The organism is Ruegeria sp. AG1, from assembly GCF_056541705.1.
This window is the reverse complement of sequence record NZ_JBQFYU010000014.1, coordinates 45,088-62,364: the sequence shown is the minus strand read 5'-3', so window position 1 is coordinate 62,364 and position 17,277 is coordinate 45,088. Positions and strand designations below refer to the sequence as shown.

Genomic DNA, 17,277 nt, shown 5'->3' with positions numbered 1-17,277 from the left:
GAAGATATTGGCCATACGATACTCGGATTGAGGCTTGATTTTCCAGACCGGTCCTGAGATTGTCCGCATCAACCGTTGGGGTGCCCTTATCGAAGGGCTGAGAGGCGCAAGCGCTAACCCATCGAACCTGATCCGGGCAATTCCGGCGTAGGGAACGGTCTAAAGCAAACAGACGTTTTCCATGCCCGAGTTGCTCAAAATTGATGGAGCAACGACGTGGCACCTATTGCCTTGACCATAGCAGGATCCGACAGTGGCGGCGGCGCGGGCATTCAGGCCGACCTCAAGGCGATGTCGGCTTTGGGTGTTTTCGGGGCCAGCGTGATCACCGCTGTTACTGCTCAGAACACGCAGGCGGTTACGGCCGTGCATGGTATCCCGTCCGAGGTCATCTCGGCCCAGATCGAAGCGGTGCTCAGCGATCTGGATGTACGCGCCATCAAAATTGGGATGCTGGCGACGCCAGAGATCATTGAAACTGTGGCGCAGGGGGTTTCCGGGTATCGAGGGCCAGTCGTTCTGGACCCGGTGATGATTGCGAAATCCGGTGACGCCCTTCTGGCCGATGAGGCGGTTCAGACCCTGCGCGATGTCTTGCTGCCTCGTGCGACGGTTCTGACGCCAAACCTGCCCGAGGCGGCATGTTTGCTGGATCAAGGCGATGCCGACACGCCCGAGGCGATGGTTGATCAGGGGAAAGCTCTGTGTGTGTTGGGTGCAAAAGCGGTTTTGATGAAGGGCGGTCATGGCAAGGGGGATGTTTGCCATGATCTGTTGATCGACGAAACCGGGGTGATTGCTGAATTTCAGGCCCCACGGAAGGCCACCCGAAACACCCATGGAACGGGTTGCACGCTTTCTTCTTCCATCGCTGCCGGTTTGGCCAAGGACCTGACCCTTGTCGATGCCGCGGCACAGGCGCATGAGTATCTGCAGGGTGCCATCGCGCGGGCTGATGAGCTGAAGATCGGTGCGGGTCACGGGCCTGTCCATCACTTCCACCGGGTTTGGCCCGCGTGACCCTCTGGTCCGTCATAGGGGCCGGTGTTGCCGGTTTGGCCGTCGCGTCCGAGCTGGTCTCGCGCGGGGAAAAGGTGCAGGTTTTCGATCCCGGCGGCCCTCCGGGCCCGCATGGATGTTCCTGGTGGGCGGGCGGTATGTTGGCCCCGTGGTGCGAGTATGAAAACGCCGAGGAACCTGTCCTCAGGCTGGGTCAATTCGCGATCGAGTGGTGGGCCTCCCGAACACCTGTGCACCGATGCGGCACTCTGGTTGTGGCCAATGCGCGGGATATTCCGGATTTGCGCAGATTTGCCCGCCGGACGAATTCTTATTCCGAAGTAGATCGGGCAAAAATTACCAATTTAGAGCCTGATCTGCATGGATTCGGAAAGGGACTGTACTTCGATCAGGAAGCGCATCTCGACCCCCGTCAGGCGTTGCTGGACCTGCACCGAGATCTCAAAGACAAGGGCGTCGAATTCCACCGCAAACTCGCACCTGCGCAGTTGGAGAACGCCATCGATTGTCGAGGGCTGCACGCGCGCGAATACCTGCATGACCTGCGCGGAGTGAAGGGTGAGATGCTGGTTGTGCGCTGCCCCGATGTGATGCTGAACCGTCCAGTGCGCCTGCTGCACCCGCGGATGCCGCTCTACATCGTGCCGCGTGGTGAGGGCATCTACATGCTGGGCGCGACCATGATCGAAAGCGAAGACAGCAGCCGGATCACCGCACGCTCAATGCTGGAACTGCTCAGCGCGGCCTACGCTCTGAACCCGGCCTTTGGTGAGGCTGAGGTGCTGGAAATTGGCGTCGATCTGCGCCCTGCCTTTCCCGACAACCTGCCGCGAATTCGGCGCTTGGGCCGGACGATCTACGCCAATGGCCTCTACCGCCATGGCTACCTGTTGGCCCCTGCCTTGGCACAGGGCGTGGCCGATCTGGCGCTTGAGAACAAACATTCGGAGATGGTCGATGAAGATCGTGCTTAATGGAGACCCAAAGGAGGTAAAGGCCTCCACCTTGGCAGAGCTGCTAGAGGAATGCGGTTTCTCGGGCCGTGTCGCAACGGCGGTGAACGAAGAATTCGTCCCCTCCAGCCTGCGCATTGCCCACGCCCTGTCTGAAGGTGACCGGGTCGAAATCCTGTCGCCGATGCAAGGAGGGTGAGGATGAAAAGCTTCTATGGCGTCGATCTGCCAAACCCGTTGATGCTGGGCACCGCGCAATATCCCAGCCCTGCTATCCTAGAACAGGCGTTCCGCGATAGCGGCGCGGGTGTGGCCACTGTTTCTCTGCGGCGGGAAGCGGGGGCGGGTCAGACCTTTTGGCAGATGATCCGCGATCTGGGCGTGCTGGTGCTGCCCAATACCGCCGGCTGTCACACGGTCAAGGAGGCGGTGACCACCGCGCATATGGCCCGCGAAGTGTTTGAGACCAAATGGATCAAGCTGGAGCTGATCGGCCATACCGACAGTCTGCAACCGGACGTCTTCCAGCTGGTCGAGGCCGCGCGCATCCTGACCGAGGACGGGTTCGAGGTCTTCCCTTACACCACCGACGACCTGATCGTGGGCGAGCGACTGCTTGAGGCCGGGTGTGAGGTCTTGATGCCCTGGGGTGCGCCCATCGGCTCGGGCCGGGGGCTGAACAATGAATACGCCCTGCGCGCAATGCGGGCCGAGTTCCCGGATGTGCCGCTGGTGATTGATGCCGGGATCGGCCTGCCCAGCCATGCGGCCCACGCGATGGAGCTGGGATATGACGCCGTATTGCTGAACACAGCCGTCGCCCGTGCTGGTGATCCGGTCTTGATGACAAAGGCCATGATGTGCGCGGTTGAGGCCGGGCAGCTGGCCCATCAGGCCGACCCGATCGAGGCCCGCGACATGGCCGAACCCTCAACCCCCGTTGTTGGAAAGGCGTTCCTGTCATGAGTTTGGACCGTTTCTACCCGATCTTTGACCACTCGGACTGGCTGCGGCGGATGCTGCCCTTAGGTGTAAAGCTGGTACAGCTGCGCATGAAGGATCAGCCGGACGATGTTGTCCGGGCCGAGATCGCAACCTCTAGCGATCTGTGCAATCAGCATGGCGCGGTTCTGGTGGTGAACGACTTTTGGCAGGCCGCGATAGATGCGGGTTGCGACTGGATTCATCTGGGGCAGGAAGATCTGGATGACGCCGACCTTAAAGCTATCCGAAAAGCGGGTCTAAAGCTGGGCGTTTCCACCCATGACGGTGACGAGCTAGAGCGCGTTCTGGTCATGGACCCCGACTATGTCGCACTGGGGCCGGTCTATCCGACGATCCTGAAAAAGATGAAGTGGGAGCAGCAGGGCCTGCCGCGAGTCACCGAGTGGAAGGCCCGTGTGGGCGATATCCCTCTGGTCGGGATCGGTGGTATGAGCGTCGAACGCGCGCCCGGCGTGCTTGAGGCAGGGGCCGACATTGTCTCGGTCGTCACAGACATCACCCTGAACGCCGACCCCGAGGCACGGGTGCGCCAGTGGATCGAGGCCACCAGATGAGCCGCTACGCCCGACAGATGATCCTGCCTGAGGTGGGGGCCGAAGGGCAGGCGCGCCTGTCCAAGGCGCGGGTTTTGGTTGTCGGGGCGGGTGGATTGGCGGCTCCGGTCCTACCTTTGTTGGCTGGGGCGGGCGTTGGGCATCTGACGATCCTCGATGCGGATGACGTGGCCCTGTCGAACTTGCATCGGCAGACGCTGTTTACTGAGGCAGATTGCGGACGCCCAAAAGCCGAAGTTGCAGCCGATCGCAGTCGTTCTTTGAATTCTGATATTGACGTCGTGGTATATAAACGGGCTCTAACAAACGGGAATGCGGCTGGTTTTGTTTCACAGGCCGATGTGATTCTCGACTGTGCGGACAGCTATGCCGCCAGCTACACGCTGTCGGATATCTGCCTGACCTTGGGAAAACCTTTGGTCAGTGCCTCGGTGTTGGGCCTGTCTGGCTATGTTGGTGCGTTCTGCGGCGGTGCGCCTTCACTACGGGCCGTGTTCCCCGACGCACCAACCAGCGGGGCGAGCTGTGCCACGGCAGGCGTGCTGGGGCCGGTTGTGGGGATGATCGGCGCGATACAGGCGCAGATGGCATTGGCCCTGATCCTCGGCCTCGACCCATCGCCCCTGGGCCAGATGGTGCAGGTGGATGCCCGGACCTTCCGAAGCTCTAGCTTCCGTTTTGACGCAGCGCCTGAGCCTGAACATTCCTTCGCCTTCGTCGCCGCCTCGCAGCTGTCTTCAGACGATGTGATTGTTGATCTTCGGGACGAGGATGAAGCTCCTCAACCCATCCACCCTCTGGCACGTCGCCTAGGCGTGGAACGCCTCAAATTAGAGCCTAACAAAGAAAAAAGACTGGCTTTGTGCTGTGCAACCGGCCTGCGTGCCTGGCGCGCAGCTGAGCAGATTGAACCGGATTGGCCGGGCGAGATTGTCCTCGTCGCGGCCTCAACCTCGTGAGTGAAAAGGAAACGCGAGACATGAAAAAGCTGATGACAGCCATCGCCCTTCTGGCCGCTGCGCCGGCCTGGGCCGAAGACAAGATGACCGTTCTGCTGGATTGGTTCATCAACCCCGATCATGGGCCCATCATCGTGGCGCAGGAAAACGGCTATTTCGCCGAGCAAGGCCTCGAGGTTGAGATCGTTCCGCCCGCCGATCCTTCCGCTCCGCCGCGTCTGGTGGCTGCTGGTCAGGCCGAACTGGCCGTCTCTTATCAACCTCAGCTGCACCTGCAGATCCACGAAGGCCTGCCGCTGAAACGCGTCGGCACGCTGGTCGCGACCCCTCTGAACTGTCTGCTGGTTCTGGAAGACGGCCCGATCAAGTCGCCTGCGGACCTGAAGGGCAGGAAAATCGGCTTCTCGGTTGCTGGCGTGGAAGAGGCTGTTCTGACCACCGTTCTGGGCAAATATGGCGTGGCGCTGGACGACGTTGAACTGATCAACGTGAACTTCTCGCTCTCGCCGTCGCTGATGACCGGTCAGGTGGACGCGGTGATCGGCGCCTATCGGAACTTCGAGTTGAACCAGATGGATATCGAAGGCCGTCCCGGCACCTGCTTCTATATCGAGGAAGAGGGCGTGCCGTCCTATGACGAGTTGATCTACGTTGCTAACCCCGAGACGATGGACAAGGATAAGATCGCGCGTTTCCTGGCGGCGACCGAAAAAGCGACCCAGTACATTGTCAACAACCCCGAAAAAAGCTGGGAGATTTTCGCCACGACTTCGCCCGAGTTGCAGGATGAGCTGAATGCTCGCGCTTGGGTCGACACCCTGCCGCGCTTTGCTCTGCGCCCGGCGGGTTTTGATGCAGGCCGTTATGCCCGATTTGAGACCTTCCTGAACGAAAGCGGCATGATCGACAGCGTTCTGCCGGTCAGCGACATCACCATCGACGTGACCGCGCAATGAGCGACTATGGCAAAGCCTTCACGCTGATGCGTGATGCAGCGCAGGGGCCGTGGCAGGACTACACCCGTCACGCCTTTGTCGAAGGGATGAAAGACGGCTCTCTGCCCCGAGAGGCATTCCTGCACTACCTGCGTCAGGATTATGTGTTCCTTATCCATTTCAGCCGCGCCTGGGCGCTGGCGGTGGTGAAATCGGAAACGCATTCCGAAATGCTGACGGCTGTGGGCACCGTGAACGCTTTGGTTGCCGAAGAGATGCAGCTGCATATCGGTATCTGCGAAGCGGCTGGGATCTCTCAGGAGGAGCTGTTTGCGACCCCGGAACGTGCCGAAAATCTGGCCTATACGCGCTTCGTGCTTGAGGCCGGGTATAGTGGCGATCTGCTGGACCTGCTGGCCGCGCTTTCGCCTTGTGTCATGGGATACGGAGAAATCGGGTCTCGACTCGCTGCTGAAGCGACCTCGGACACCTATCGCGACTGGATCAATACCTATGCTGGTGAGGACTACCAGGGCGCGTGCAAGGCGGTCGGCGAACTGCTGGATTCGGCTCTAACACGACGGATTGGGGCAGATTTCAAGGCCTCCCCGCGTTGGGGTCGTCTGTGCCAAACCTTCCGAACCGCCACCGAGCTGGAGGTCAATTTCTGGCAAATGGGTCTGACCCCATGACCCCGGCGCCCGATCTCACCATCAGCGGACACGGGAGCATTGGCGATACGCCCTTATTCGCACCGCTGACCCTGACCCTTGGGGCAGGGCAGTGGACCTGCCTGTTGGGTGGATCGGGCGTTGGCAAAACCACGGTTCTGCGCCTGATCGCCGGGCTGGAGACAGGCGCGGATTTCACTGGTCAGATATCGGCCAGCGATGGCCAAACGGTCCCGACTCGCGTGGCCTATATGGCGCAGGACGACCTGCTGCTGCCTTGGGCGACGGTGGCGCAAAACGTCTCGCTCGGCGCGCGATTGCGGGGTGAGAAACCTGATCTGGATCGCCGGGACCGTCTGATCGAGCGGATGCGCTTACAAGACCACATGGCCAAGAAACCGTCGGAACTGTCTGGCGGCCAGAGACAGCGCGTCGCTTTGGCGCGGACCCTGATGGAAGATCGCCCCATCGTGCTGTTGGATGAGCCGTTCTCGGCCCTCGATGCGCGCACCCGCGCAGACATGCAGGATCTGGCCGCCGAGGCGCTGCAGGGCCGAACAGTCCTTCTGGTCACCCACGACCCAGCCGAGGCAGCACGTCTGGGCCAATCCATCGTCGTGATGACGCAGCAAGGGCTGACGCCCTGTGCTCCACCTGCCGCGCCCGCTCCGCGCCATGTGGATGACTTGGAGACATTGGAAACCCAAGGCGCGCTGCTGAAACTGTTGAGAGAGGCGGCATGAAACTCCTCTCTGCTCTCGCCGCAACCCTGTTCGCTCTGGCCGTCTGGCAAGCGATTGTCAGCCTGACGGGCCTGCCCAAATTCATCCTGCCCGGTCCGGCGCTTGTGGCTGAGACCTGGTGGCAGAACCGCTGGGTGATTGCGGAACACACTTGGATTACCGCGGTTGAGGTCGTGATCGGCCTGGCGGTGGGAACCGTTCTAGGCGTCGTCACCGCGCTGCAACTGGCCAATTCGCGGGCCGCACGGGTGCTGGTGCAGCCGATGCTGGTTTTCACGCAGGCTCTGCCGGTCTTTGCGCTGGCGCCGCTGCTGACCCTGTGGCTGGGCTATGGCCTTTGGTCGAAGGTCGCGATGGCGGTGCTGATCATCTACTTTCCGATTACCTCATCCTTCTTTGACGGTCTGATGCGGACCCCGCCCGGGTACCTCGATCTGGCGCGTACGATGCAGGCTAGCCCGCGTTCGGTCCTGTGGCACATCCGTATCCCGGCGGCGCTGCCTTCGCTGGCCTCGGGGATGCGGTTGGCTGCGGTCTATGCGCCGATTGGCGCGGTGATTGGCGAATGGGTCGGCTCGTCTCAAGGGTTGGGCTACCTGATGCTACTGGCCAATGGCCGGGCCAAGACCGATCTGATGTTCGCGGCCATGCTGACTCTGGGCGTGTTCTCGATCCTTCTGCACATCCTTGTACGCCGCGCCACAGCCCGCATGGCCGGTGAGGCGCGTTAACCTTTCAGAAACCGATTCTGCGCCAAGGTGAGGCCCATGACACAGGACGCCTTTGCCGAAGCCCCAATGCTTTTCGATACGGACGAAGCGCCAGCGCAGCCGCTGCCGACGGGTCGGTTACCCTCCTACATCAAAGACCATCGCAAGCGGCTGCGCGAACGGTTCATGTCCGGCGGCTCGGGCGCTATGCCGGATTATGAGTTGCTGGAGCTGGTGTTGTTCCGATCCATCCCGCGTCAGGATGTGAAACCTCTGGCCCGGCTGCTGATGGATACATTCGGGGACTTCAACCGCGTATTGACTGCGCCTGAAGAACGGTTGCGTCAAATCAAAGGCGTCGGGGAAACGGTCATCACCGATCTGAAAATCCTCGAGGCCTGCGCCCATCGCATGGCCCGCGCACGGGTGATGCAGCGCCACGTGATTTCCGGCTGGGACGCTTTGCTGGACTATTGCCACACAACGATGGCGCATCGAGAGATCGAGCAGTTTCGTGTGTTCTATCTTGACCGCAAGAACGTGATGATCGCGGATGAAGAGCAGGCGAAGGGCACTGTCGATCACGTACCGGTCTACCCGCGCGAGGTGGCGAAACGAGCGCTGGAGCTGAACGCCTCGGCCCTGATTTTGGTGCACAACCATCCTTCCGGCGACCCGACGCCGTCGCAATCGGATATCGACATGACCAACCGCATTCAGGATGCCTGCACGGCCTTGGGGCTGACGCTGCATGACCATCTAATTATCGGAAAATCAACCGAGCTGAGCTTTCGGTCCGAGGGGTATTTGTGACGGGAGATGTTTTACAGGGGTCTGCCCTAGGAGCTGAATTGGTCGTCCGAGCTAAGGGTTCCACTTTGGCCGACCCAAATCTTTGAGGATGGTTTCCCGCTTTCGACCACGTTGTCTCAAATAGGATGCGCTGCACCTTCATTCACTGCGGAGGCGGTTTCGTCCGAGTTTATGTCCGACATCGCAACTCCCTAGTTCACCCAAACCTCAACCCGGCGGTTTGTTTTTCGGCCCCATTCCGTGTCATCGCAGGCCATGGGCATCGCTTCTCCGAAGCCTTGGGTTGTGATCTCGATACTGTCTGGGATTTCGGTTTCAATGGCGGCCAGAACCGCATTACGCACGGTTTGTGCCCTGCGATGGGCGATCCGTGCATTGGCGCTGGCGCCTCCATCGCCGTCGCTGAACCCGGCAAAGACAAGCTTGCGAGGGGTCAAACTGCCGGATTCAAGCGCCTGCGCCAATTGCAGAATGTTGGACCGCGATTGCGCATCCGGGCGAGAGCTTCCCGGCTCGAACCGGAAGGAGATTGACAGTCTAGACAATGGCCGCAGAGTTTCGACCATGTGTTGAAGCTCTTCCAGTCCGACCTCGGCTCCACCAGAAACGATGGCATTGGCGAGCCGATCCCCCTGCAGCCACATGGGCAGGTTCTCGGTCGCCTGATCCACATACCCGGCCTTCCGTATGGCCATCTGCGCGTCGGCTGAGCGGGTATAGGCCAGAAACTTTCGTGCGATCCGTGGCAGGCGGCGTTGCGGCAGGTAGAGAAACATCGGAGAGGTCAGCGGGTAGTCCTCGGTCTTGATCGACTGGCGGGTCGCCGCAAGCGCATGTCCGCAGCCTCCGGCCAAGGGCAGCGCGCGGGTCGGGCCCGAGGCCGCCTGCGTCGTGATGCCGATCGCGAACGGGTCGTTGGCCACTGCTTGAACAAGATCGCGATTGCGCTGGTGGCGGAGAACGCCTTCGGACAGCACTGCCTGAGCGGGGAAGAGTAGCTGATCCTCGACATCCTGAGACAAGCCTGACCCGGCGTCCGGCATGTGAAGGGCAATTGGAGCGTCCGGCCCTTCCAGATTTGTCCAGTTGGTGATCTCGCCCGACAGAACACGGACCAGATCCGTAGGTGAGATCTGTTGAACGGTGTTCTCTGGCGCAACCACCGGGACGATCGCATCCAGTGCTACAATCCGCGCGCGGCGGGGATGGGTCAGATCGCCCAGACCCGCGGCCTCAGCCGCGTCGCGTTCCTCATCTCGGATTTCGCGTTGCGCCATCACGATATCAGCGTCGTTGTCCATCAGGTCGGCAAACCCCTGATCCGTCGTTCCAACGCGAAAGAACAGGTGGGCGAGAGGGGCCGTGCGGTCTGGCTGGCGCAGCTCATAGGCAAAGCTGCGTTCATCCACGCGCGATGGGGTTGCTGTCAGACCTTCTTGTCGGGCGAAGCCGATGATCAGGGCAGGCAGGACCGTCTCGGCCATGACGGATGATCCCGAGAACCGGACCTCGGCCACGAAATCGGTCAGGCTGGGGCAGGCCGGGCCGTCGCATGTGACGCCAGAGCCATCGACTGTCAGTTCTCCGAACTGGGTGTCGACCCGGTAGAATTCACCGTCAAAGCCCAGCAGGGTGCCGGAGACTTCGATCTTGCCATCATGCGATGTCAGAACAATATCCTGCGCTGCGGCTGAAACAGCCAGCGAAACAGAAAACAGTACGGCCAGCGCCGCACGAAAAAGTGTCATGAGAAGGTCGAGCCTGCCTGCGGTTTAATTTGCCGCGATTGTCAGGTCTTGAAACAGATTATTCAACACTAGAAACTCACCGACTTCGGTACACATCGGCATCGTCAGGATCAGATCGCGCGACCGCAGCCGGCGATCACTGCGCAGTTCCAAAGACTGGACGTTCAAATCGCGGCCACAATTGGCCTCAGTCACTTCGGTTTCAACCGTCAAAGCGACCGAGCCGGATTGTTCCGAACGCGCAGCCGGGAAAGAGTAAATCTGGATATTCTGTGAATCATGGAAGCCCGCACTTCCCAGATGGACCACGGAACCCGCGCCCTGCGATGCGCTATTGGCCGAGATATGCCCGTGCTCACCATAGCTGGCACCGAACTCCAAGGCGTGGATTTGCAGATCGGTCTGACCCTGCCATTGCAACGCGACCCGGTCGAACTGGTCAATGTCCATGATGTGAGTGGTGGCGACCGTGCCGGTCTGATCCTCGAATGAGATCAGGAAAATGGCGTATTCGGACAGGGCCGGGATGGTCAGGTCCAAGGCACCGTTTTCGTCGGTTTGCTGTGTCAGCGTCAGACCGCTGTGGTGAATCTCAACACGTTCGTCGCTGCGGCAGGGGGCCTTGATCCGCAGACGTGCATTGGCACCCATTTGGGCGGTGGCACGCGCGCTAATGCTGCAATTGGTGTGCTTTTGGGCGGCCTTCGGCGCAGGGCGCTCAATCGGTTGAGAGGGGGTCTCGTCAGAGGAAGAGGTTTGCACGATACGCTCAAGCCCGGCAATGACCGAGGCCTGATCCGCGACCGAGGCCACAGCGACGGGTTCTTGCGCACCATTCGGCTGCGCAGGCGCACCATATTGCATCAGGTAACCAATACCTAGGGCACAGGCGACCGTGCCGCACATGGTCACGTAATTTCTGACTACGAACAAAACACCCTCCCCAGTTGAAGGAGCGAGTCGCACTCTCGTTAAAAATCGCGGCCAATTTGTGGCCGCGAAGCGGAGCGATTGTGACTGGTATTTGTTGACGTTAGGTCAATCTGCCATGGCAGTGTTTGAATTTCTTGCCTGAGCCACAGGGGCATTGATCGTTGCGCGATGGATTGCCCCAGGTCGACGGATCATTCTCGTCAAAGCCGGGCAGTGCATCGCCCGACGCGACGGCCTCGGCCTTGGCTTCTGCGGCACCTGCGGCCTGATCAACTGCTTGCTGCGCTTGCGCTTGCTGGGCCGCCATCTGCGCCAGCATCTCGCGCTGTTCTTCTTCGGTCAGCGGGCGCACGCGCGACAATTGCTGAGTTACGGTTTCGCGCAGGCTGTCCAGCATGCCTTCGAACAGCTGGAAGCTTTCGTTCTTATACTCGTTCAGCGGATCGCGCTGGGCGTAGCCCCGGAATCCAACGACCGAGCGAAGATGTTCAAGCGTCAGCAGGTGCTCGCGCCACTTGCCGTCGATGGTCTGCAGCAGAACCTGTTTTTCGATGTTGCGCATGTTCTCGGGGCCGAAAGCGACCGCCTTTTGCGCCATCATCTCATCGGCGGCCTTAACCAGACGCTCACGCACCTGTTCGTCATCTACGCCTTCTTCGGCGGCCCAGTCCTGAACCGGGGCATCGATGGTCAGCTTTTCTTTGATTGCCTCATGCAGCCCATCGGTATCCCACTGATCTGCATAGGATTTTGGCGGCATATATTCGTCGATCAGATCGTCGATCACCTGCTCGCGCATGTCCGAGACGATCTCGGACAGGTCGTCGGCTGACATGATCTCGCGCCGCTGGCTGAAGATCACCTTACGCTGATCGTTCATCACGTCGTCGAATTTCAGAACGTTCTTGCGCATGTCAAAGTTGCGGCCTTCGACCTTGGATTGCGCGCGTTCCAGCGATTTGTTGACCCAAGGATGAACGATCGCTTCGCCCTCTTTCATGCCCAGTGTGGTCAACACCTTGTCCAGACGTTCCGAGCCGAAGATGCGCATCAGATCGTCTTCGAGGCTCAGGTAGAATACCGTGCGTCCCGGATCGCCCTGACGGCCTGACCGGCCCCGTAGCTGGTTGTCGATGCGGCGGCTTTCATGGCGTTCCGAGGCCATAACATACAGACCACCCGCATCCAGAACCTTTTGTTTTTCCTCGGCGTGCTTGGCCTCTTCCGCGGCGCGTAGCTCGGCTGGGTCGGCCTCGGGGTTTTCGGCCAGGGCCTGCAGAACCTTCATCTCGACGTTGCCGCCCAGCTGAATGTCGGTACCACGACCGGCCATGTTGGTGGCGATGGTAACCGCACCGTAGCGGCCCGCATCGGCCACAATTTGGGCTTCTTGTTCGTGCTGGCGGGCGTTCAGAACGTTGTGCTCGATCTTTTCCTTGGTCAGCATCTGGCTGAGAACTTCGGATTTCTCGATCGAGGTTGTGCCGATCAGAACCGGCTGGCCCTTTTCCTGGGCCTTCTTCGCCTCAGAGATAATCGCACCGTATTTCTCCATCGCAGTGCGATAGACCTGATCGTCTTCGTCCAGACGTGCAATCGGACGGTTGGTGGGGACTTCGACCACGCCCAGACCGTAGATTTCCTGGAATTCTTCGGCTTCGGTCAGCGCGGTCCCAGTCATGCCGCCCAGCTTGTCATAGAGGCGGAAATAGTTCTGGAAGGTCACGCTGGCCAGAGTCACGTTCTCAGGCTGAATCTGGACGTTTTCTTTCGCCTCGATCGCTTGGTGCAGACCTTCCGACAGGCGACGGCCCGGCATCATACGGCCAGTGAATTCGTCGATCAGCACCACGTTGCCGTCACGCACGATATAGTCCTTGTCGCGCTGGAACAGCTTGTGCGCACGCAGGCCCTGATTGACGTGATGCACCACGGTGGTGCTTTCGGGATCGTACAGAGAATGATCCTCGGGGATCAGGCCCGCGGCGATCAGTTGCTGTTCCAGAAACTCGTTGCCCTCATCGGTGAAGGTCACGTTGCGGGATTTTTCGTCCAGCGAGTAGTGATCATCACTCAGGCTGGGGATCAGCGCATCAATCGCTGTGTACAGGTCCGAACGGTCCTGCGCCGGACCCGAGATGATCAGCGGCGTCCGCGCCTCATCAATCAGGATCGAGTCGACCTCATCCACAATCGCGAAATTGTGGTATTTCTGATAGATATCGGCCATATCGGCCTTCATGTTGTCGCGCAGATAGTCGAAGCCAAGCTCATTGTTGGTGGCGTAGGTCACGTCACAGGCATAAGCGGCTTTCTTCTCGGCATCTTGCTGGCCCGACCAGATCACACCAGTGGTCATACCCAACGCGGCAAAGACTTTGCCCATCCATTCGGCATCCCGTTTGGCCAGGTATTCGTTGACCGTGACGACATGTACGCCTTTGCCGGTCAGCGCGTTCAGGTAAGCGGGGAAGGTTGCGACCAGTGTCTTGCCCTCACCCGTCTTCATCTCGGAAATATTGCCCTGATGCAGGAAGGTGCCGCCCATCAGCTGCACATCAAAGGCCCGCAGACCCAGCGCGCGTTTGGCACCTTCGCGCACGTTCGCAAAAGCTTCGGGCAGCAGGTCATCGAGGCTCTCGCCATCCAGCGCACGTTTGCGCAGTTCGGCGGTCTTTTCGATCAGACCCTCGTCAGAGAGTTTGTCGAACTCGGGTTCCAGCGCGTTGATCTTTTCGATCAGGGGGCGGGTCGCCTTGATCTTGCGGTCGTTCGGTGTTCCGAACACCTTTTTGGCGAGCGTTCCGAGTCCCAGCATGTTCACTCCAGCGGATCTGTTCTTGTCTTGGTTGCGACAGGCTTGCCCACCTTGCGCGCAACCCATAGATACGGGGGGTGAAAGGCGGCCCTGTCCAAGGCTTCAAAGCGATGTAAGCGGCAGGTTCTGAAGTGTCAACGCTGCGCCCTGTCGCGGCAAAGAAATAGGATGATTCCATGCCCAAAGGCCTCACTTTTCTGCCATCGCTGGCTTTGACCGCCGTGATGGCGCTGCCGCTGGCCGCCGAAACCAAGCCCGATGCAGGCACCGTTCTGGCCACGGTCAACGGGGACGAGATCACATTGGGTCACGTTGTCGCCACCGTTGCGGCGTTGCCGCAGCAATATCAGCAGATTGAGGATGATGTGCTGTATGATTTCGTGCTTGAACAGCTGATCCAACAGCAATTGCTGGGCCAACAGCAGGAAGAGCTGACCCAGCAAAACGCGCTGACGCTGGACAATGAGACACGTTCTTTGCTGGCGGTGCAGACTGTAAACGCCTTGACCAACGATGTTGTGACGGATGAGGCAGTACAAGCGGCCTATGACGCGCAATTCGCCGAATTTGAAGGCGAAGACGAGTTCGACGCCAGCCATATTCTTGTTGAATCCGAGGACGAGGCCAAAGCCCTCAAGGCGCAATTGGATGACGGCGCGGATTTTGCCGAGATGGCGCGCGAGCATTCGACCGGGCCGTCCGGCCCCAATGGCGGTGCGCTGGGCTGGTTCGGCAAGGGCCAGATGGTGCCCGAGTTTGAAAACGCTGTGCTGGGCCTTGAAAAAGGTCAGATCTCAGACCCGGTACAAACGCAGTTCGGCTGGCATCTGGTGATCCTGAACGACAAGCGCAAATCTGAAGCCCCCGCGCTTGAGGCCGTGCGCGATGAACTGGCCCAGACTATTCAGCAAGAGGCTATTCAGGCCCGTATTGATGAGTTGACCCAACAGGCTCAGATCGAGCGCACCGCCCTTGAAGGGGTTGGTCCTGAAGTCATCCGCCAGTTGGACCTGATTCAGGAGTAAACGCCCGTGGCCACGATCACCAAAACCTCGCCACTGGCCCCTGCCGGTTTCCCTGACCTGCCCGCAATTGACGGAGTGCGTTTTGCAACCGTTGAGGCGGGCGTGCGCTACAAAGGCCGGACCGACGTCATGTTGGCGGTTCTCGATCCCGGAACGTCCGTGGCAGGGGTGTTTACGCGCTCGGCCACGCGCGCCGCTCCGGTGCTGGACTGTCAGGACAAGATCGGCGGCGCCAGCGATGGACCAGCGGCGATTTTGGTGAATTCGGGAAATGCAAACGCCTTCACCGGCCACTACGGCCAAGACTCGGTCGCTGAGGTGACGCAAGCGGTTGCCAAGGCAACCGACGTTCCGGTTGAGAGGGTCTTCACCTCATCCACCGGCGTGATCGGAGAGCCTCTGCCGCATGATCGCATCGTCTCTCAACTTGAGGCGCTGAAATCCGGTCTCAGCCGTCACGCGATCGAGGACGCAGCGCGGGCGATCATGACCACTGATACCTTCCCGAAAGGGGCGTCGGCTCAGGTCGATATTGACGGCAAAACAGTCTCTATTGCCGGGATTGCCAAGGGGTCCGGCATGATCGCGCCCGATATGGCGACGATGCTGGTCTACATCTTCACCGACGCTGTGGTTGACCAATCAGCGCTGCAATCCATGCTGGGCGCGCAGACAGACCGGACTTTTAATTGCATCACCGTCGATAGCGATACCTCGACATCGGACAGCCTTTTGCTGTGCGCAACCGGAGCCTCAGGTGTTGATGCTACGGGCAATGCGGCCTTCGCCGAAGCGCTGGAAACCGTGATGCTGGATCTCGCGCAGCAGGTTGTGCGCGACGGTGAAGGGGCGACCAAATTCGTGGAAATCCGCGTGAACGGAGCCGCCTCGGACGCAGATGCCAAGGTGCATGGGTTGGCGATTGCGAACTCCCCTCTGGTTAAAACCGCCATCGCGGGTGAGGACCCGAACTGGGGCCGTGTCGTCATGGCCATCGGCAAATCCGGAGCCGCGGCCGATCGCGACCTGCTGAGCATTTCCTTCGGCGATATTCTGGTCGCAGAAAAAGGCTGGGTCAGCCCTGACTATCGTGAAGAAGACGCGGCCGCCTACATGAATGGCCAAGATCTTGTGATCGCAGTCGATCTGGGGCTGGGCGAGGGGCAATCCACCGTTTGGACCTGCGACCTGACCCATGGTTACATCGAGATCAACGCGGACTATCGCTCGTGAAAACAGTTCTGGTATCTGCAGTCGCTCTGATCGACATCGAGGGCCGCGTCTTGCTGGCCCAACGTCCCGAGGGCAAATCCATGGCTGGCCTCTGGGAATTCCCCGGCGGCAAGATCGAACCCGGCGAAACCCCCGAGGCCGCCCTGATCCGCGAAATGCACGAGGAACTTGGTATCGACACCTGGGCCTCGTGCCTCGCGCCGCTGACCTTCGCGAGCCACAGCTATGACAATTTCCACCTGCTGATGCCGCTGTTTGCCTGCCGCAAATGGGAGGGGATACCGCAGTCCAAAGAAGGTCAGGCGCTGAAATGGGTGCGGGCTAGTGATCTGCGCAATTATCCGATGCCAGCGGCGGATGTACCGCTGATTCCGATACTGCGGGATTGGTTGTGAACATCTGGCAAAACCAGAGTTAAGGTCTCCAAATGAAAGAATAGAAAAGAAACCCAGCGGGATTTTCCGCAGGGTTTCCTATCTTCGAATGTTAAGCCCAGCCAAGCTGTTTCAAGGAATGCGCATCGTTCCAGATTTTCGTCATATGCCGAATTTTGTCGCCATCGAATTCAATCGCGTAAACGTAGTCGGCCGCGATTGTTTTGCCGGTGGCCGGAACCGGACCATCTACTGAATGGGTTCCGTGGAAAACAGCAAATGCATTCACGATTCCACGTTCATCGTCAGTCGAGAAAGATTTTAGCTCATAGTGCCCATCTGGAATCGGACTTAGCAGCCCCTTCATCCAGTCGGCGTAGCCTTCTAGTGTCGTCACATCGACCAGAGCATCGGCTTGCGCTGAAAATGTGGCCCCGTCGTGACAGAAGTCCTTACAGCCGTCCCAGCCTTTGCCGGTTTCGCATGCCTCAAAGAACTCTCGTGCAGTTTTTTGAATGGACATTGGTTTCCCCCTTAAACAACGGCCAACTAAATTGGCCACTCAGTCACCCAACACCAATCAGAGTACGCTGAAACGTGTGTATCTCAAAATGGCCCAGGATAAACCTGCAAGGCCGCGCTGGAGTGACGTATGCTCAAATGTGTGCAGATATTCGATTGCGCTGAACTTTAGAGCGCATGTTCGATCGTGCGAAACGAGTCCGTCTGACCCTGTTACAATTCGTAAGAATTGAGAAAACATCAGGCAAAACTTGACGCTGA

Annotated in this window: 18 protein-coding genes and 1 riboswitch; of the genes, 14 read left to right on the top strand and 4 right to left on the bottom strand. The window is 59.5% G+C overall.

The features are described from left to right. Positions 1 to 66: 66 nt before the first annotated feature. A riboswitch (TPP riboswitch) is annotated at positions 67 to 171 on the top strand. A gap of 45 nt (positions 172 to 216) precedes the next feature. From thiD to radC, 11 genes are read left to right on the top strand one after another with little or no spacing between them, the layout of a single operon-like run. Then, positions 217 to 1,020, top strand: coding sequence for a bifunctional hydroxymethylpyrimidine kinase/phosphomethylpyrimidine kinase (thiD, locus tag ACR0B5_RS19615; RefSeq protein WP_480542767.1), 804 nt, complete (start codon positions 217 to 219; stop codon positions 1,018 to 1,020). Next, the gene (locus ACR0B5_RS19610; protein ID WP_480542765.1) at positions 1,017 to 1,994 is read left to right on the top strand and encodes an FAD-dependent oxidoreductase; all 978 of its coding nucleotides are present in this window, start codon (positions 1,017 to 1,019) and stop codon (positions 1,992 to 1,994) included. Before thiD ends, ACR0B5_RS19610 begins: the two co-directional genes overlap by 4 nt. Continuing rightward, complete coding sequence (gene thiS / locus ACR0B5_RS19605; RefSeq protein ID WP_170479983.1) at positions 1,978 to 2,172, top strand: sulfur carrier protein ThiS; 195 nt, start codon at positions 1,978 to 1,980, stop codon at positions 2,170 to 2,172. Before ACR0B5_RS19610 ends, thiS begins: the two co-directional genes overlap by 17 nt. A 2-nt stretch (positions 2,173 to 2,174) precedes the next feature. Then, complete coding sequence (locus ACR0B5_RS19600) at positions 2,175 to 2,939, top strand: thiazole synthase (RefSeq protein WP_480542763.1); 765 nt, start codon at positions 2,175 to 2,177, stop codon at positions 2,937 to 2,939. Continuing rightward, positions 2,936 to 3,532: a thiamine phosphate synthase gene (locus ACR0B5_RS19595; RefSeq protein WP_480542761.1), complete on the top strand. Its 597-nt coding sequence runs from the start codon at positions 2,936 to 2,938 to the stop codon at positions 3,530 to 3,532. Before ACR0B5_RS19600 ends, ACR0B5_RS19595 begins: the two co-directional genes overlap by 4 nt. Further along, positions 3,529 to 4,491, top strand: a complete 963-nt coding sequence (locus ACR0B5_RS19590) for a ThiF family adenylyltransferase (RefSeq protein ID WP_480542759.1) — start codon at positions 3,529 to 3,531, stop codon at positions 4,489 to 4,491. Before ACR0B5_RS19595 ends, ACR0B5_RS19590 begins: the two co-directional genes overlap by 4 nt. A 20-nt stretch (positions 4,492 to 4,511) precedes the next feature. Then, a complete protein-coding gene (locus tag ACR0B5_RS19585) occupies positions 4,512 to 5,447 on the top strand; it encodes an ABC transporter substrate-binding protein (protein WP_480542757.1) in 936 nt (311 codons plus the stop codon). Next, positions 5,444 to 6,118, top strand: coding sequence for a thiaminase II (gene tenA / locus ACR0B5_RS19580; protein WP_480542755.1), 675 nt, complete (start codon positions 5,444 to 5,446; stop codon positions 6,116 to 6,118). Before ACR0B5_RS19585 ends, tenA begins: the two co-directional genes overlap by 4 nt. Then, a complete protein-coding gene (locus ACR0B5_RS19575; RefSeq protein ID WP_480542753.1) occupies positions 6,115 to 6,840 on the top strand; it encodes an ABC transporter ATP-binding protein in 726 nt (241 codons plus the stop codon). The genes tenA and ACR0B5_RS19575 overlap by 4 nt, the downstream gene beginning before the upstream one ends. Then, positions 6,837 to 7,571, top strand: a complete 735-nt coding sequence (locus ACR0B5_RS19570; RefSeq protein ID WP_480542751.1) for an ABC transporter permease — start codon at positions 6,837 to 6,839, stop codon at positions 7,569 to 7,571. Before ACR0B5_RS19575 ends, ACR0B5_RS19570 begins: the two co-directional genes overlap by 4 nt. Positions 7,572 to 7,607: 36 nt before the next feature. After that, complete coding sequence (gene radC / locus ACR0B5_RS19565; protein ID WP_170462892.1) at positions 7,608 to 8,363, top strand: RadC family protein; 756 nt, start codon at positions 7,608 to 7,610, stop codon at positions 8,361 to 8,363. A 191-nt stretch (positions 8,364 to 8,554) separates the two neighbouring features. Here the strand turns inward: radC and ACR0B5_RS19560 are convergent, their stop codons facing one another. The 3 genes from ACR0B5_RS19560 to secA form a co-directional block, all read right to left on the bottom strand. Further along, entirely contained in the window at positions 8,555 to 10,111 is a 1,557-nt protein-coding gene (locus tag ACR0B5_RS19560) for a phosphate ABC transporter substrate-binding/OmpA family protein (RefSeq protein WP_480542749.1), read from the bottom strand. Between the two features lie 24 nt (positions 10,112 to 10,135). After that, complete coding sequence (locus tag ACR0B5_RS19555; RefSeq protein ID WP_480542748.1) at positions 10,136 to 11,044, bottom strand: hypothetical protein; 909 nt, start codon at positions 11,042 to 11,044, stop codon at positions 10,136 to 10,138. Between the two features lie 100 nt (positions 11,045 to 11,144). Beyond that, a complete protein-coding gene (gene secA / locus ACR0B5_RS19550; RefSeq protein WP_480542746.1) occupies positions 11,145 to 13,862 on the bottom strand; it encodes a preprotein translocase subunit SecA in 2,718 nt (905 codons plus the stop codon). Positions 13,863 to 14,038: 176 nt separating this feature from the next. Between secA and ACR0B5_RS19545 the strand changes: the two genes are divergently transcribed. The 3 genes from ACR0B5_RS19545 to mutT are packed head-to-tail and all read left to right on the top strand — an operon-like array spanning position 14,039 to position 16,515. Beyond that, positions 14,039 to 14,887, top strand: a complete 849-nt coding sequence (locus ACR0B5_RS19545; protein ID WP_170640958.1) for a peptidylprolyl isomerase — start codon at positions 14,039 to 14,041, stop codon at positions 14,885 to 14,887. Between the two features lie 6 nt (positions 14,888 to 14,893). After that, the gene (gene argJ / locus ACR0B5_RS19540; RefSeq protein WP_480542743.1) at positions 14,894 to 16,120 is read left to right on the top strand and encodes a bifunctional glutamate N-acetyltransferase/amino-acid acetyltransferase ArgJ; all 1,227 of its coding nucleotides are present in this window, start codon (positions 14,894 to 14,896) and stop codon (positions 16,118 to 16,120) included. Then, positions 16,117 to 16,515, top strand: coding sequence for an 8-oxo-dGTP diphosphatase MutT (gene mutT, locus ACR0B5_RS19535; protein ID WP_480542741.1), 399 nt, complete (start codon positions 16,117 to 16,119; stop codon positions 16,513 to 16,515). The genes argJ and mutT overlap by 4 nt, the downstream gene beginning before the upstream one ends. A 91-nt stretch (positions 16,516 to 16,606) precedes the next feature. Here mutT and ACR0B5_RS19530 read toward each other — a convergent pair whose 3' ends face one another. Continuing rightward, positions 16,607 to 17,017, bottom strand: coding sequence for a nuclear transport factor 2 family protein (locus tag ACR0B5_RS19530; protein WP_170550672.1), 411 nt, complete (start codon positions 17,015 to 17,017; stop codon positions 16,607 to 16,609). Positions 17,018 to 17,277: the final 260 nt, after the last annotated feature.